Annotated in this window: 13 protein-coding genes and 1 tRNA gene; 9 read left to right on the top strand and 5 right to left on the bottom strand. The window is 63.7% G+C overall.

The window, feature by feature from the left end; translation table 11 throughout:
- The first annotated feature begins 143 nt into the window (after window positions 1-143).
- The 3 genes from DAAJ005_RS06260 (at window position 144) to DAAJ005_RS06250 (ending at window position 4173) form a co-directional block, all read left to right on the top strand.
- A complete protein-coding gene (locus DAAJ005_RS06260) occupies window positions 144-1118 on the top strand; it encodes a polyprenyl synthetase family protein (RefSeq protein ID WP_151846359.1) in 975 nt (324 codons plus the stop codon).
- Window positions 1119-1514: 396 nt separating this feature from the next.
- Window positions 1515-2759, top strand: a complete 1245-nt coding sequence (locus tag DAAJ005_RS06255; RefSeq protein ID WP_151846358.1) for a Glu/Leu/Phe/Val dehydrogenase — start codon at window positions 1515-1517, stop codon at window positions 2757-2759.
- Between the two features lie 91 nt (window positions 2760-2850).
- The gene (locus DAAJ005_RS06250; RefSeq protein WP_151846357.1) at window positions 2851-4173 is read left to right on the top strand and encodes a Glu/Leu/Phe/Val dehydrogenase; all 1323 of its coding nucleotides are present in this window, start codon (window positions 2851-2853) and stop codon (window positions 4171-4173) included.
- 89 nt (window positions 4174-4262) lie between these two features.
- On the opposite strand, the gene DAAJ005_RS06245 is transcribed toward DAAJ005_RS06250, so the two are convergent.
- Window positions 4263-5075 carry an AraC family transcriptional regulator gene (locus tag DAAJ005_RS06245; RefSeq protein ID WP_151846356.1) on the bottom strand — a complete coding sequence of 271 codons (813 nt, stop codon included), beginning with the start codon at window positions 5073-5075 and terminating at the stop codon, window positions 4263-4265.
- A gap of 127 nt (window positions 5076-5202) precedes the next feature.
- Between DAAJ005_RS06245 and DAAJ005_RS06240 the strand changes: the two genes are divergently transcribed.
- From DAAJ005_RS06240 to DAAJ005_RS19280, 4 genes are read left to right on the top strand one after another with little or no spacing between them, the layout of a single operon-like run.
- Window positions 5203-6111 (top strand): alpha/beta hydrolase, encoded by a 909-nt coding sequence (locus DAAJ005_RS06240; RefSeq protein WP_151846355.1) that lies wholly within the window; start codon window positions 5203-5205, stop codon window positions 6109-6111.
- Entirely contained in the window at window positions 6108-6812 is a 705-nt protein-coding gene (locus tag DAAJ005_RS06235) for an SDR family oxidoreductase (protein ID WP_151846354.1), read from the top strand. The genes DAAJ005_RS06240 and DAAJ005_RS06235 overlap by 4 nt, the downstream gene beginning before the upstream one ends.
- 53 nt (window positions 6813-6865) lie before the next feature.
- Window positions 6866-7390: an ester cyclase gene (locus DAAJ005_RS06230; RefSeq protein WP_226342600.1), complete on the top strand. Its 525-nt coding sequence runs from the start codon at window positions 6866-6868 to the stop codon at window positions 7388-7390.
- Window positions 7387-7515 carry a hypothetical protein gene (locus DAAJ005_RS19280; protein WP_255448051.1) on the top strand — a complete coding sequence of 43 codons (129 nt, stop codon included), beginning with the start codon at window positions 7387-7389 and terminating at the stop codon, window positions 7513-7515. Before DAAJ005_RS06230 ends, DAAJ005_RS19280 begins: the two co-directional genes overlap by 4 nt.
- A gap of 256 nt (window positions 7516-7771) precedes the next feature.
- Here the strand turns inward: DAAJ005_RS19280 and treS are convergent, their stop codons facing one another.
- Both treS and DAAJ005_RS06220 read right to left on the bottom strand, forming a co-directional pair.
- Window positions 7772-9430 carry a maltose alpha-D-glucosyltransferase gene (gene treS, locus DAAJ005_RS06225; protein ID WP_151846353.1) on the bottom strand — a complete coding sequence of 553 codons (1659 nt, stop codon included), beginning with the start codon at window positions 9428-9430 and terminating at the stop codon, window positions 7772-7774.
- Window positions 9431-9588: 158 nt separating this feature from the next.
- Window positions 9589-9662 (bottom strand) — tRNA-Gln (locus DAAJ005_RS06220).
- 324 nt (window positions 9663-9986) lie between these two features.
- Between DAAJ005_RS06220 and DAAJ005_RS06215 the strand changes: the two genes are divergently transcribed.
- Entirely contained in the window at window positions 9987-11918 is a 1932-nt protein-coding gene (locus tag DAAJ005_RS06215; protein ID WP_151846352.1) for a 30S ribosomal protein S1, read from the top strand.
- Between the two features lie 297 nt (window positions 11919-12215).
- Window positions 12216-12812, top strand: a complete 597-nt coding sequence (locus tag DAAJ005_RS06210; RefSeq protein WP_370519776.1) for a TetR/AcrR family transcriptional regulator — start codon at window positions 12216-12218, stop codon at window positions 12810-12812.
- Between the two features lie 26 nt (window positions 12813-12838).
- Here DAAJ005_RS06210 and DAAJ005_RS06205 read toward each other — a convergent pair whose 3' ends face one another.
- On the bottom strand, window positions 12839-13831 hold the full coding sequence (locus DAAJ005_RS06205) for a DMT family transporter (RefSeq protein ID WP_226342599.1): 993 nt from the start codon (window positions 13829-13831) through the stop codon (window positions 12839-12841).
- A gap of 97 nt (window positions 13832-13928) precedes the next feature.
- On the bottom strand, window positions 13929-15203 hold the full coding sequence (locus DAAJ005_RS06200) for a S41 family peptidase (RefSeq protein ID WP_226342598.1): 1275 nt from the start codon (window positions 15201-15203) through the stop codon (window positions 13929-13931).
- Window positions 15204-15265 lie beyond the last annotated feature (62 nt).

Here is a 15265-nt window from a genome sequence, read left to right as displayed (position 1 = left end):
TTTTTACCACGTACAGGGAGAAAAAGGGAGGGACAGGGGGAAACAATCCTTTAGAGACAGAACGCGAGCAGGGCAGGTCTGGACCGTCCACCCTGCGCCTTCCGGTACGTTTTGTCCCCCCATCCGCTCATATACTGTGGGCCATGACCGGCGTGCTGGCCCTGAGCGTTCCCGATGCGACTTTCGAGACGCGTCTGAAAGCGGTGCTGCGTTCGCGCGTGGAATTTATCGAGCTGATCGGTGACGATCTGGTGGCGGCGGGGGGCAAGCGCATCCGGCCTCTGCTGGCGCTGCTCTCGGCGCAGATGCTGGGGGCCTCGCCCACCCGCCCCGGCTGGGACGCCGTGCTGGACCTGGCGGTGTGCGTGGAACTGCTGCACTCGGCCTCACTGCTACACGACGATCTGATCGACGACGCCGACACCCGACGCGGGCAGCAGTCGGCCTTCCGGCGCTTCGGCAACGTGGTCAGCGTGATGAGCGGCGATTTCATGCTGGCGCGCTTGCTGACCCTGCTCTCGGGCATGAGCGGCGGCCCGGCCCTGACCCGCGCCTTTGGCGAGACGGCAGGCGTGATCTGCGAGGGCGAGGTGCTGCAATTTCAGGTGGCGGCGTATCAGGAATACGATTTGCAGCATTACCTGACCGTGATCCACGGCAAGACGGCGGCACTGACCGAGCTGGCCGCCAGCGCCCCGGCCACGCTGCTGGGCGCTTCGGCAGGCGCCCACGAGGCGCTGTGCATCTTTGGGCGCGAGTACGGTCTGGCCTTTCAGATGCAGGACGACTTGCTGGACCTCGCCGGAACCGAGGAGATGATTGGCAAACCGGTGGGCGGGGACCTGCGCGAGGGCAAGGCCACCTATCCTTCGCTGCTGCTGCTGGACGGGCCACACGGGGCCGAGGTGCGCCGCATTCTGGAACGCCGCGCCGCGCGGGACGGCGATGTGGACCGCGTGCGTGAGCTGGCGCTGGAGACGGGTGCATTCACGCGCACCCGCGAGGAAATCCGCCGCCGCGCCGCGCTGGCCGTGGACGCCCTGCAAGCCTTTCCGGCATCAGAAGCGCGGCACGCACTGGAAGATCTGACCCGCCGCGAGATCGAGCGCGCGCGCTGATCCGCCCCACCGTCCTGCCTGAGCGGACAACCTAACGAGACTGACCTTTCAATCGACAGGTCTTCTGCGCCGTCTCCCCTGGTGTGGGAGCTGGAACCGCTTCAGCCCTTTTCTTTGTCCTGGTCTCATGTTTTCGGCTTGACGAGGCGGATGGGCAGCGTTAGAACAGAGGGCACAACATTTCCTGGGCCAGACCCACCGCACGAATCGGTCCTGTGATGACCGGGGCGTTGTCTAGGCGTTGTCTATGTGTGTATGCTCCAAAGCAGACCATCCGGGCGGTGTAAGCAGGGTCCAGACATCCGGTCTGGCACCTGCGTCTATGCTTCGGTTCCACCCCTGTTCACCGTTCACTTCATCGCACCGTTTACCCCACCCCACAAAGGAGAACCCCACATGCGGGCATCAGGACTCAACTGGCAGGGCCTCATGGAACAGCTTCAGCAGGCGCTGCCCCACTGCGACATCACCGCTCAGTCGCTGGCTTATTTCAAGTATCCCAAGCGCACCGTGAGCATGAATCTACCGGTGCAGATGGACGACGGTTCGGTCCGGGTCTTCAAGGGCTTCCGTACCGTCCACAGCACTGCGCGCGGTCCCAGCATGGGCGGCATGCGCCTCAAGGAGGGCCTGAACGCCCACGAATGCGAGGTGCTGGCCGCGATCATGACCCTCAAGGCGGCGGTGGCCGATCTGCCCCTCGGCGGCGCGAAGGGCGGCGTGGACGTGGACCCGGCCACCCTCAGCCCGCACGAGACCGAGGGACTGGTGCGCCGCTACACCTCCGAGATCGTGGAGCTGATCGGGCCGCGCAAGGACATCCTGGCCCCCGATGTGGGCAGCGACGCGCAGATGATGGCCTGGATCATGGACACCTACAACCAGAACACCGACACCACGGTCAATGGGATGGTGGTGGGCAAACCCCTGCCGCTGGGCGGCAGTTACGCCAGCAAGGACGCGCGGGGCCGCAGCGCTGCCCTGGTCACGGCCCGCGTGCTGAAAGAGGCCGGGCGCAGTCTGAACCGCGCTCCGTGCGCCGTTTACGGCTTTGGCGACGTGGGCCGCAAGGCCGCACAGACCCTGGCCGCCGAGGGCGCGATGGTGATCGCCGTCAGTGACCAGAGCGGCGCCACCTTTGCGAGTGGCGGCCTCGATCTGGAGGCCCTGTCGCAGCACCGCGAGCTGTTCGGCACCGTGCAGGGCTTCGCCACCGACATCACCGTGGAAGAGCTGCTGGAGCTGGACGTGGACGTGCTGATGCTGGCCTACGACTACGGGGCCATCAACGCCAGCAATGCCCACGCGGTGCGCGCCAACTATCTGGTGGAAGCCACCAACCGCGCCGTGCTGCCCGAAGCCGAGCGCTTTCTCAAGGAGCGCGGCGTGACCGTGCTGCCCGATCTGGTCGCCAGCCTGGGCGGCGCGGTGGTCAATTACCTGGAGTGGGTGCAGGACGCCAGCAACTTCTTCTGGACCGAAGAAGAGATCGAAGAAGCCATCGACGAGCGCGTGAACGCCGCTGTGGACACCGTGATGGAGTTCATGCGGACCCGCGACATCGATCTGCGGACCGCTGCCTACGCCGTGGCCCTGAACCGCCTACACGGCGCGACAGTGATGCGCGGGGTGTATCCATGAGCGGAGTGTCCATAAGCATGGCTCTCGCCTCCCATTTCCCTCTTTCACAGCCCGCAGCCCACAGCCCGCACCCCAAAAAAGGAGCCTCCGCATGACCGCCACCCAGGAACCCGAACACGTCAAACAGAAGAAATACGGCGCGCACGACATTCCCAGCTACCTCGATCCCAACCACATCGGGCCATACGAGATCTATCTGGAACAGGTGGAGCGGGTCACGCCGTACCTGGGCAAGCTGGCGTACTGGGTAGAAACCCTGAAGCGGCCCAAACGTATTCTGGTGGTGGACGTGCCGGTCCATCTGGACGACGGCACCGTGGCGCATTTCGAGGGCTACCGCGTGCAGCACAACACCTCGCGCGGCCCGGCCAAGGGCGGTATCCGCTTTCACCAGGACGTGACTTTAAGCGAAGTGATGGCGCTGTCGGCGTGGATGACCATCAAGAACGCCGCCGTCAACCTGCCCTACGGCGGCGGTAAGGGCGGCGTGAGAATTGATCCGCGCAAGTACAGCACCGGGGAAATCGAGCGTGTGACGCGCCGTTACGCCACCGAGATCGGGCTGATCATCGGGCCGGAGAAAGACATTCCCGCTCCCGACGTGAACACCAACCCGCAGACGATGGCATGGATCATGGACACCTACTCGATGAACGTGGGCCGCACTTCCACGGGCGTCGTGACCGGCAAGCCCATTGCGCTGGGCGGCTCGCTGGGCCGTGCGGACGCCACCGGGCGCGGCGTGTTCATCACCGGTGCGGAGGCCCTGAAGAAGCTGGGGCTGCCGCTGGAAGGTGCGCGAATCGCCATCCAGGGCTTTGGCAACGTGGGGGAAGCGGCCTCGCGCATCTTCCACGATCACGGCGCAAAGATCGTGGCGATTCAGGACGTGACCGGCACCATCCACAACGAGGCCGGGATTGACCCTGCCGCCGCGCTGGAGCACTTGCGCCGCACCGGCAAGATCACCGAACTACCCGGCAGCGAGGAAATCCAGAAAGACGAGTTCTGGAGCGTGGACTGCGACGTGCTGATCCCTGCCGCGCTGGAAAACCAGATCACGCTGGCCAATGCCGACAAGATCAAGGCCAGGCTGATCGTGGAGGGCGCGAACGGCCCCACCAACCCCGCCGCCGACGATCTGCTGACTGAGAAGGGCGTAACCATCGTGCCCGACGTGCTGGCAAACGCCGGGGGCGTGACGGTCAGTTACTTCGAGTGGGTGCAGGACTTCAGCTCGTTCTTCTGGACCGAGGAGGAGATCAACAAACGCCTGGACCGCATCATGTCTGAGGCGTTCCTGAGCCTGTGGGCCGTGAAGGAGCAGCACAATGTGACGTTGCGGACTGCCGTCTACATCGTGTCCTGCACGCGGGTGCTGGAAGCGCGGGCCTTGCGGGGGCTGTACCCTTAAATTACACCCTTAATTTCAGACGACGGAAAGCAGATGGCTGGGGAATTCCTCGCCATCTGTTTTGTGTGGTTCGGCGAGTGTGGGGGTCTTCAGCTTGTGCCAACGGACGGTGGGCGCCGGAACCCCTGCGGCGAAACGCCCACCCCACTCCGAAAAGCGCGGCTGAAGCTGAACACGTCGCGGTAGCCGAGGCGCTCCGCCACCTGACCGACAGGCAGCGAACTGAGTCGCAGCAGGCGCTGGGCTTCCAGCATCAGGCGCTGCTGAATGGCATTTTTGGCGCTGTGGCCCAGACTGACCCGCACCTCGCGGCTGAGTTGATCTGACGTGCAATGAAGCTGGGCGGCATAAAACGCCACTTCATGTTCGGTGCGGAAGTGATGTTCCAGGAGGGCTTGAAAACGGGCCAGCCTGGACGCTGCTCTGTCGGGTGCGGCAGGTATTTGTTCGCGTTCCAGGAGGCGCAGGGCCAGCGCCAGACTCTCGCGCAGGGCGTGGGGCAGATGCTGGGTGCTGCGGGCATATTCACTTCCCAGCACCTGCCAAATTGAGCGCCAGATGGCCCAATCCGCAGGCGCGTGGCTCAGGATCGGCGCGGCCCGCCACAGCTCCGGCTCCAAGCACAGCAGCGCCCCGTTGACTTCCTGAACATGGTGAAATTCATGCGTCTGCCCCGCCGTGATGACGCTCAAGGTCTGCGGGCTGAGTTCGACCCGCACGCCGTCCACGCTGTGCTGACCGAGACCGCTCTCAATCCACAGCACCTCGTGGTAAGCGTGACGGTGGGGCCGCGCCTGCGCTTCATGACCGAGCAAGGTGAAGCCCTCAAAGACTTCAAAAAACACGTCCTGCGCTCCGGCGAAACGCTGCAAGGTTACGGCTTCAGTCGGGAGTGTGATCATTCGCGGATTTTGCCATATTCTCGGCGGATTTGGAAATGGCTTAAAAAAGTAAATACATCTAGCCTGTTGACATGAAACAGGTTTGCTTGAGCGATACAGATAAACACCTCAACACGGGTTACGTCATATGAGCATGGAGCGGGTGCTGTTCCAGAGTCGGGGCGCTCAACTCGTCGGCCAGTTGCACTTGCCACAGACGGCTGGCCCGCATCCTGCCGTGGTGATTCTCGGCCCAGTGGCCTTCGTCAAGGAACAAGCGCCCACCCACTACGCGGCGAATCTGGCGCGGGCGGGCTACGCAGCATTGGTGTTTGATCCGCGTTTTCACGGCGAAAGTCAGGGAAGGCCAAGGCGCTTTGAGAACGGCGCAGCCAAGGTGGAAGACGTGCAGGCCGCGCTGGAGATGCTGGCAGCGCGAAGTGATGTTGACGCCGAGCGGCTGTCGTTGCTGGGCGTGTGTCAGGGCGTCAACTGGATGGTGCAGGCCGCCCAAGACCCCCGCGTGAGGGCGCTGGCCCTGGTGGCCGGACATTACCTGACGCCTGAAGTGGCGGCGCTCTATCTGGGCGGGCCAGAGCAGGTTGAGCAGCGGATTGAGAAGGGACGCACCGCCCGCCAAGCCTTTGAAAAAAGCGGCGAGGCCGAATACATCCCCGTCGTCAACGCACCCGACGCCCTGCTGCTGAGTCCGGCCATCGCCGCGTGGTATTTACCGTGGGAACACCGTGGCAGGCACGTGGCGCTGGCCTACAAAGGACTGTGGGAAAACCGCCTGACCGCCATGAGCGAGGAACTGATCTGGAGCCATGATGTGCGCCCTGACGCGGCTCAACTGACTTTGCCCACCCTGATGATTCACGCCAGTGGTGCGGCCAGCGGCCCCCAGATTCCGCGCCAGATTTTTGAAAATATCGCCAGCACGGATAAAAAACTTGTCTGGCTGGGCGATCAGGTGCAGTTTCAGTTTTACGACGATCCGATGACGATTGCCGCCGCCAGCACCGAGATCGCAGCATGGTTTGGAGCGCAAGGATGAGCGCCACACCACCAAACACTTGGCTGATCACTGGGGCATCTTCAGGCATCGGGGCCGCCACCGCCCGTCAAGTGGTGCAAGCGGGCCACCGGGTTGCCCTGATCGCCCGCAACACCGAGCGCCTGCTGAGCGTGGTGCAAGACCTTGATCCGCAGCAGGTGCTGTGTCTGGGAGCAGATGTCTCGGATTGGAACGAAATGAGCGCCGCCGTCACCGCCACCGTGCAGCATTTTGGCGCTCTGGATGTGGCTTTTGCCAACGCGGGACTGCTCAGCGGCTCAACGTCTCTGGTGACTAGCGACACCCCCGACGAGTGGCGCGAAATGGTGCTGACCAACGTACTGGGCGCGGCCTTCACGGCGCGGCTGTGTTTGCCGGAACTGATCAAATCACGCGGCCACTTGCTGCTCACGGGTTCGGTGCTGGGGCGGGTGGCGATGGCTGGCGAACTGTATTCAGCCACCAAATGGGCCGTGACCGGACTGGCCGAAGTCATTCGCCGCGAGCTGATCGGCAGCGGCGTGCGCGTGACCCTCGTGGAGCCGGGCCGAGTCGCCACCGGATTTTCGGACGCTGACCCCAACGCCGCGCCGAACCTTCAACCCGATGACGTGGCCCGCGCCGTGTTGTACGCCACGTCTCAGCCCGCCCATGTGGATGTGAACGAACTTTTGATTCGTCCAGTCGGCGCACCCGAATAACGCCGCTTTCAATGCCCTCTCTTCAACACTTTCTTTCTCAAGGGAGACCCATCATGACCACTCTCAAACAACTAGCTGCCCTGAGTCTGATGACCGTTCTGAGCTTTTCCGGCCTTGCTTCGGCGGGAGGCAGCGGCGCACCCACCGCGCCCAGCATTCACGCCGACTCCCGCGCCGCGCAGCAAAATGTGGTGCTGGCCCGTCAGTTTTATCTGCCGTTCAATACCGGAGATGTCAGCGTCTACAGCCGCATCCTGACCAAAGATTGGGTGGACGACGCCTTGCAACCCGGTCAGGCGCTCGGCCCTGCCGGATTCACGCCCGTGATTCACTATTTCCGCGCCACCATGCCGGATTTGCACGTTGAAAATATGGACATTACCGCTTCGGGAGACCGCGTGGTGGTTCGCAGCGTTATCAGTGGTACGCCAGTCAGCGACTTTTTGGGCGTGGCTCCCAATGGCAAAAAAATCAGCTTCCGGGCCATCGATATTCACCAGATCAAAAACGGGCAGATCGTCTATACCTGGCACCTGGAAGACCTGTTCTCGGCGGCGGCCCAGCTCAGCGCCAAATGATCCAGATCAGCGGGAAAGCCCTCATTCACACGCCGCTGGGCGAGGTCTACTGCATACGGCTGTTCAATGTGATGGCGCTGGGCCAGCTTCAGCACAAGTCCGAAGTCGCGGCTCAGGGTAAATAAACGCTCATCACCCAGACTGTGGCCCTCGTCTACCAGATGTTCAGCCCGCCCTGACTGATACGGACTCCGATTGAACCGGTTTGCAAAAACGGTGAACATTCGAGCAGGCGTCCAAGCGTCCTCTCTGCGAGCTGTACCAGTCATGGGCGCTGCTCTGGACAAGACAGAGAGAATGAGAGAGGCGGGTTCCGAGCGTGGAGTTGGCAAACTGGCGCTTTCCCGTTTTGTAAGCGTTACAGACAGAATCCGTATGACATCAGTTCAGCCGCAGCCAGTAATAATCGTGACGGCCCATGATGATGGTGTATGGTCCCTCAGTCACAGGCGGAAAGGGACTCGCGCCAGACAGCGTCACGGGCGTGCGGCCCACATGCTCGCTCAAATCAAGCGTGGTGGCCTGGGCATTGGCTCCGAAATTACACACGATCAACAGCGTCTCATTGTCGTGGCTGCGGGTAAAGGCCAGAATGGAGGCGTTGTCGGTGTCCACGAATTTCAGATCGCCGTGGGCAAAGGCCGGGTGCTGGCGGCGGACCTCCAACTGGCGGGAGGTCCACTGGAGCAGGCTGCCCGGATCGCGCTCCTGGGACTGCACGTTGACGCGCTGGTAGCCGTAGACCGGATCGCTGATCGGCGGGAAGAAGCAGTCGGACGGCCAGGCGGTGGAAAACCCGCCGCTGATGCCCGCGTTCCACTGCATCGGGGTCCGCACGCCGTTGCGGTCTGCCAGACCCAGATCGTCGCCCATGCCGATCTCGTCGCCGTAATACAGGATCGGGCTGCCGGGCAGGGCCAGCAACACGCTGTTGAGTAGCTCAATGCGGCGGCGCTCGTTGTTCAGCAGCGGGGCCAGGCGGCGGCGGATGCCCACGTTGATCCGCATGCGCGTGTCAGGCGAGTACGCCGCGTACATGAAGGCGCGTTCGTCGTCGTCCACCATCTCCAGCGTTAGCTCGTCATGGTTGCGCAAGAAGGTGGCCCACTGCCCAAACGACGGAATCTCCGGCAGACGGCCCATGATCTCGCGGATGCTGGTGGTGTCCTCCTTTTTGAGGCTCATGTACAGGCGGGGCATCACCGGGAAATTGAAGCACATGTGAAACTCGGGGTCTTCCTCGGTGCCGAAGTACTGCGCCACGTCCTCGGGCCACTGGTTAGCCTCGGCCAGCAGCAGGCGGCCAGGGTATTCGGCGTCCACCATGCGGCGCATCTTCTTCAGAATCTCGTGCGTCTCGGGCAGGTTCTCGCAGTTGGTGTCCTCGCGCTCGATCAGATACGGCACGGCGTCCACACGGAAACCGTCCAGACCCGTGTTGAGCCAGAAACGCCCGGCGTCCAGAATCTCCTCAATCACCTTTGGATTGTCGAAATTCAGGTCCGGCTGGTGTGAGAAGAAACGGTGCCAGTAGTAGCGCCCGCAGACCTCGTCGCGCGTCCAGTTGCTGGTCTCGGTATCGGTGAAGATGATGCGCGCCCCGGCGTACTCGGTGGCGGTGTCGCTCCAGACGTAGTAATCGTGGTATTCATTGGGGCTGCCGTCGGGCAGGGTGGGGCCGCGCCGCGCCGCCTGGAACCAGGGATGCGCGTCAGAGGTGTGGTTGGTCACCAGATCGGCGATCACGCGCAGCCCACGCGAATGCGCCTCGGCCAGGAAGAACTGGAAGTCCTCGATGGTTCCCAGGTCCGGGTGAATGCCCGTGTAATCGGCCACATCATAGCCGTCATCGCGCAGCGGACTGGGGTAAAAGGGCAGCAGCCACAGGCAATCGACGCCCAGGGTCCGCAGGTAATCCAGCTTGCCGGTCAAGCCGGGAAAATCGCCCTTGCCGTCGCCGTTGCCGTCCGCGAAAGTGCGAACGGACAGCTCGTAAAAGACGGCGCTCTTGTACCACTGCGGAGGAGTCTGCTGAGTCATTGCCCCCGAGTGTAATGGAAAGGCGCTTTGGAATCGCTGCCGAAAGCATTCATGCGGAAAGAAGGATGGAATTCCGGCGTACTGGTCAGTGTCAGGCACAACACCCGACAAGCCGACAAAGAAAAACCCCGCCAGAAGCGGGGGCTTTCAAATGATTCTGGTTGGGGCACAAGGACTCGAACCTTGATCGACAGTGTCAGAGACTGTTGTCCTGCCATTAGACGATGCCCCAGCACAAAAGCGGGAACGGCACTCCCATGTGGGAAGGCGTCAGGAAGTATAGCGGGCAGTTCAGGAAGCGTCAAGCGCCCAAGAGTGTCCGCGTGCTGGGAGGCCGTCTTCAGCGTTCCGTCAGAAATGAATGGACCGCGTTCAGAGCGTGCTTGCTGCCCGCACGCCGACTCTGGTACACTGATAGACGTTGCCGCGCCGTAGCGCCCGTGTCTCCCCCCGCTGAATTAAGTTTTCGGCGGAAGCAGGCCGAAGGACGCACGGCAGCAGTTTACAGAAGCTGGCTGTCAGACGAAGTTCTGCCAGCCCAGGAGGACAGGAGTTCATGGAAGACAACACCCAGACCCCCGTGACACAAAACGGGACTCAGCCCCAGGCGGGCAATGAGACGGCCACCGACACCCAGGCAGCAGACATCACCACTGCCGCCAGTGACGTGGAAACCACCAGCACCGAGACCCAGGCTCCTGAAGCGCAGGCTTCCGAGGCCCAGACCCCGGAACAGCAGGCCCCAGCAGCCCAGGCCCCAGCCGCTCAGGCCGCCCCCCAGCAGAGCAGCGTCCCCGTTGCTCCCGAGGAACGCGAATACCCGGCCATGACCATGGAGGACATCCTCGCCAGCGAGGCGCAGGAACCCCAGAGCGTCACGCGCGGGGACATCGTGGACGGCCAGATCGTGTTCATCGGCCAGGAAGGCATCGCCGTGGACATCGGCTCGAAGGTCGAGGGCATCATTCCCCTCAACCAGCTCGGCGATGAACCGATGACGCTGGAAGAGGCCCAGGCCATGTACAAGCCCGGCGAACAGATCGAGGCGTACGTGGTGCGCGTGGATATGGCCAACAGCCAGATCGTGCTGAGCAAGAAACGGGCCGATCAGGACAAGGGCTGGCGCGTGCTGGAAAAGATGCAGGAGGCCGACGAGGCCTTTGAAGTCCAGGTGCTGGAAAAGGTGCGCGGCGGTCTGGTGGCCCAGGTCGAGGGCATCCGTGCGTTCCTGCCCGCGTCTCAGGTCGATACCCGCCGGGTCAACGATCTGGATCCCTACGTGGAAAAGCCGCTGATGGTCAAGCTGATCGAGCTGAACCGCAAGCGCAACCGCGTGATCATCAGCCACCGCGCCATCATGGAAGCCCAGAAGGCCAAGGCCCGTGAAGAAACGGTCGGCCAACTGGAACCCGGCGCGCAGTTCGAGGGCGAAGTGGTCGAGATCACCGATTTCGGCGTATTCGTCAACCTCGGCGGCATCGATGGTCTGGTTCACCGCAGCGAGCTGACCTACGGGCGCTTCAATCATCCCCGCGACGTGGTCACGGTGGGCGACAAGGTCCAGGTTCAGGTCATCGACGTGGACGAGGGCCGTGAGCGTATCAACCTGTCCATGAAGTCGCTGACCCAGGATCCCTGGGAAGGTGCGATTGACCGCTACAGCGTCGGCCAGCGCGTCAAGGGCAAGATCACCAACCTCACCAACTTCGGGGCCTTCGTGGAACTGGAATCTGGTCTGGAAGGTCTGGTCCACGTCTCCGAGATGAGCTGGACCAAGCGCGTGCGTCATCCCAATGAGGTCATGAAGGAAGGCGACGAGGTTGAAGCCGTCATCCTGCGGATTGATCCCAAGGACCGCCGCATCAGCCTGGGCATTCGTCAGACCACCGACGATCCCTGGAGTGCCTTGCCTGACCGCTACCCACCCGGTACGCCAGTCAAGGGCAAGATCACTGGCATGACCGATTTCGGCGTGTTTATGGAGATTGAGGAAGGGATCGAGGGCCTGATTCACATCAGCGAACTCGATACCGCGCGCGTCAACAACCCGGCGGACCTGTTCAAGAAGGGCGACGAAATCGAAGCCATGATCCTGAACATCGATCCCGTCGAGCAGCGCGCCAGCCTGAGCCGTCGCCGCTTCCTGGGCGGAGGCGCACCCCCCGCTGCGGGCGGTGCTGGACAGCGTGATTACGTCAGCCAGGGCGGCGGGAGCCGCAGTGACCGTTACGGCGGCGCACCCGGCGGCGGACGTGCAGGCGGCGGTGGACGTGGTGGACGTGGCGGCGGTGCCGACTACAACTACAACGCCAAGGACGCCTCTCAGGGCGGTAAGATCAGCACCAAGCTGGGCGACGTGTACGCCGATCTGTTCGCGCAGTTCGGTCTGAGCAGCGACAAGAAGGACGACGTTGCCACGACGGAAACGGCCAACGCCGAATCCGCTGACACCAGCAACGACACCAAGACCGAGGACACCCAGGCTTAAGCCCCTGAAGTTCTGAAGTCGGATTGAGGAAGACCCGGATGCGTTAAGTGTCCGGGCCTTTTTCTGGTTTGAGAGTGCCTTGACAGCAGCGGGTTTAGGTTGACCCCTTTGCTTCTCAGCTCTGCGAGTCCACCCCTCAAGACGCAAAATTGCCCGGCCAGCAGCGCGTTCCCGGCTCCCTTGAGGGAAGCCATCTGATTGGCGCATATCCGAAGAAGAGGAGCTTTCGCGGGAGCGTGCCTGACCACCTCAATCCATCCTGTCCTCTGACCCGGACCGCCGGGTATCATGCGGGGCGTGACCGTCCCACTGCCCCCCGCCGCCGCCCCCACCCCAGAAACCACCCGCACCCGGATCGGGCAGGAGGCGGCGCGGCTGTTCGTGGCAAGCGGCTACCACGGCGTCTCCATGCGCGAGGTGGCCGAGGCGGTGGGCGTGACCAAACCCGCGCTGTACCACCACTACGCCGATAAGGAATCGCTGTTCCTGGCGATGCTGGACGGCGCGCTGGCCGGGCTGGCGCGGCTGATCGAACATGCCTCGGCCCAGAGTGGCCTGTCGGCGCAACTGGACACGCTGGTCAGCGAACTGGTAGACAGCGCCCCTGAACAGCGCGTGGGCCTGCAACTGGCCTCCGAGTTGCGGCATGTCTCGCCGGAACGCCGCAAAAGCTTTGAGAACGAGTACCGCCGGGTCTGGATGGGTGGCCTGAGCGCCCTGTTCGAGGGGGCCTCGGCACGCGGGGAACTGCGTACGGACATGCCGCCGCAGATGCTGACGCGGGCCTTTCTGGCCCTGATCTACCCGCTGGTCACGGGAACGCCGCCCGCCGATCCGCAGGGCACGGCACGGGCACTGTTATCCGTGTATCTGGACGGGGCCAGACCGCGCTGACCGTGGACTGAGCCTTTCCCCCTACCTCAATGAAGGGGCGGGGATTTTTCGTCGTCACCCCGAATCCCGCTCTCCACAGGCGGCTTTCTGACCCCGCCCGGTTCTGGCCAATTGGCCAGCGTCGCCCCCACCAGAATGACCCCAGCCATGCCCCACACACTGGCGGGCAGCCGCTCATGTAGCAGCGCGGCACTGAGGGTCAGGGCGATCACTGGGGCCAGTGCCTGCCACACGCTGGTGCGGGCCGCCCCCAGCACCTGCGCCCCACTCGCCCAGGCCAGATAAGCAACGACATTGGCCCCCAGCGCACTGAAGGCAATGCCCAGCCACGCCGCTGCTGGCACGCCTGTGCCTTTCAAGCCCGCGAATTGCAGATGGGGCAGGGCGTACAGCAGGTAGGGAATGCTGCCCAGCGCCAGACTGAAGGCCACGAAAGGCAGTGTACCCAGCCGCACTGACAGCGGACGGTTAAACAGCGTGTACAGCGCCCAGACCGCCCCGGCGGCCAGCAGCCACAACAATCCCGTGGGCGTGACCGACATCCCCGGTACGCGGGTCAGCGCCAGCAGGCCCAGCAGCCCGGCGAAAGCCACGGCCACGCCTGCCCCCTGACGGCGGGTAAAGCTCTGGCCCAGGAGCAATCCCAGCGGCAGCACCAGCACGGGCACCAGCCCGTTGACCAGCCCCGCCACACCCGCCGGGTTCATCTGGATTCCGGTCAGGAAGAACGCCTGAAACAGCGTGTTGCCCAGCAGCCCTACCCCCGCCACCGTCAGCCAGGTCCGGGCGTCCCAGCGCGGCCAGCCGTGGGCACGCACCGCCAGCGTAACCAGCACCGTCCCAGACGTCAGCACACGCGCGGTGTTGGTGGTCTCAGCGTTCAGGACCCCCAGCACGGCTTTCAGGGCCACCACGTTCGCGCCCCACAGAAACACGGTCAGCAGCACGCCCGCGAGGGCCAGTCGAATCTGCCGCTCGGAAGGGGGCGGGGGAAAATGAACCGTCACAGGAGCGAGCATACCCTCCATCCCCGCTCCAGCATTCTGCACGGCTCAGTCGAGAGGCAGTTCCCACTGGAGCCTTCCGGCCTTTAAATGTTCAAACTCCCAGACATCCTCACCTTGCCGCCTGCGCCGCCAGTGCTTGCAGAGCGGCCTCCAGCGTCACATCCCGGCCCTGTTCGGTCAGTGCCACGATGTCGCCGGGGGCCAGCACGTCGGGCGTGATGGTGTCGGGCAACGCCTCACCCTTCTCGTTGAAGGCACGCAGCACCGTCACCGAGACCACGCCGCCGTCGGGAAGCGGATCGAAGACCACGCCGCTGTTGCCCACACCGCGCGTCTTCTCACCCACGGCGATGGCCCCGGCCCGCTGCGCGTAGTAGGTAAAGACCTCGGCGCACGAGGCGGTATTCGGCCCCACCAGCACGGCCACTGGCCCCTTCCAGACGGCGCTGCCGGGCGGGATGGTCTTCATGTTCAGGAAATTGCCGCGTGTGCCGTTGACACCGGTAAAGCTGTAGGTGGACAGCCTGCCGTTGGAGCGGGTCTGGGATTTGTACTCCACCGGGGCAAAGACGCTGGCGGCGGCCACACACTCGGTCAGGCTGCCGCCGCCGTTGTAGCGCAGGTCCACGATCAGCTCACGCGCTCCCGCCGCCTGCGCTTCCTTCAACCGCGCCAGGAACAGTTGAGAGGCGTCGCTGGGCAGGAAAGAGGGATACGAGATCACCGCTACCTTGCCATCCACACCCGTCCAGGACAACGTGGGCACGTCGCGCGCAAGCAGGGGCTGGGTGCTGAGGCTGAGGGTCAGTTCCGGGCTGGCGGGCCGCCGGACGGTCACACGGATAGGCTCGGCTGCCCGCTCCAGCCGGATAAATTCATTGGGGCCAATGGGCGCGTTCTCGCCGCCGCGTTTGCCTGCCGCCTCGCCATTGACGGTGGTGACCAGATCGAAGACGCGCAGGCCATCGGCCTCGGCGGGGCTACCGGGGATGATCGAGACCACCAGCAGGCCGCCCTCGGCGCGTGCCAGCCGCGCTCCGGTGCGCTGGACTGCCAGATCCTGCGTGACCTCGCGCAGCCGCTCGGCCCCCTCCGGGTCACGGACGTTGGTGTGGGCGTCGCCAAATTCCTTGAACAGATCGGTCAGGACATCACGGCCCGTAGCATAGGAACACGCCTCACCCTGGTCCGAACACCGCACGCGCAGCAGGGCGTCATATTTCTCGCTCAGCGCCTTTAAATCCGCCGTGGACCAGCCGTAATACTCCCGCGTAACCTGCTGCGTGGCCGACTGGAACAGATCGGTGGCTGGGCTGGCCCCCGCCACGGACAGGGCGAGCAGCAACGCCGGAAACAGCGCACGCGGAAAGCGGTGAAAAGGCACACCCCAGCGTAAGCCCCCGCAGGTGGGAGGCGTGAGGGGCGCGGTTTCAATCTGCGGGCGGC

Source organism: Deinococcus sp. AJ005, assembly GCF_009017495.1.
In the GTDB taxonomy this organism is placed as follows: Bacteria; Deinococcota; Deinococci; order Deinococcales; family Deinococcaceae; genus Deinococcus.
The sequence above is the reverse complement of the archived record's forward strand: the minus strand, read 5'-3'. Positions and strand labels throughout refer to the sequence as shown.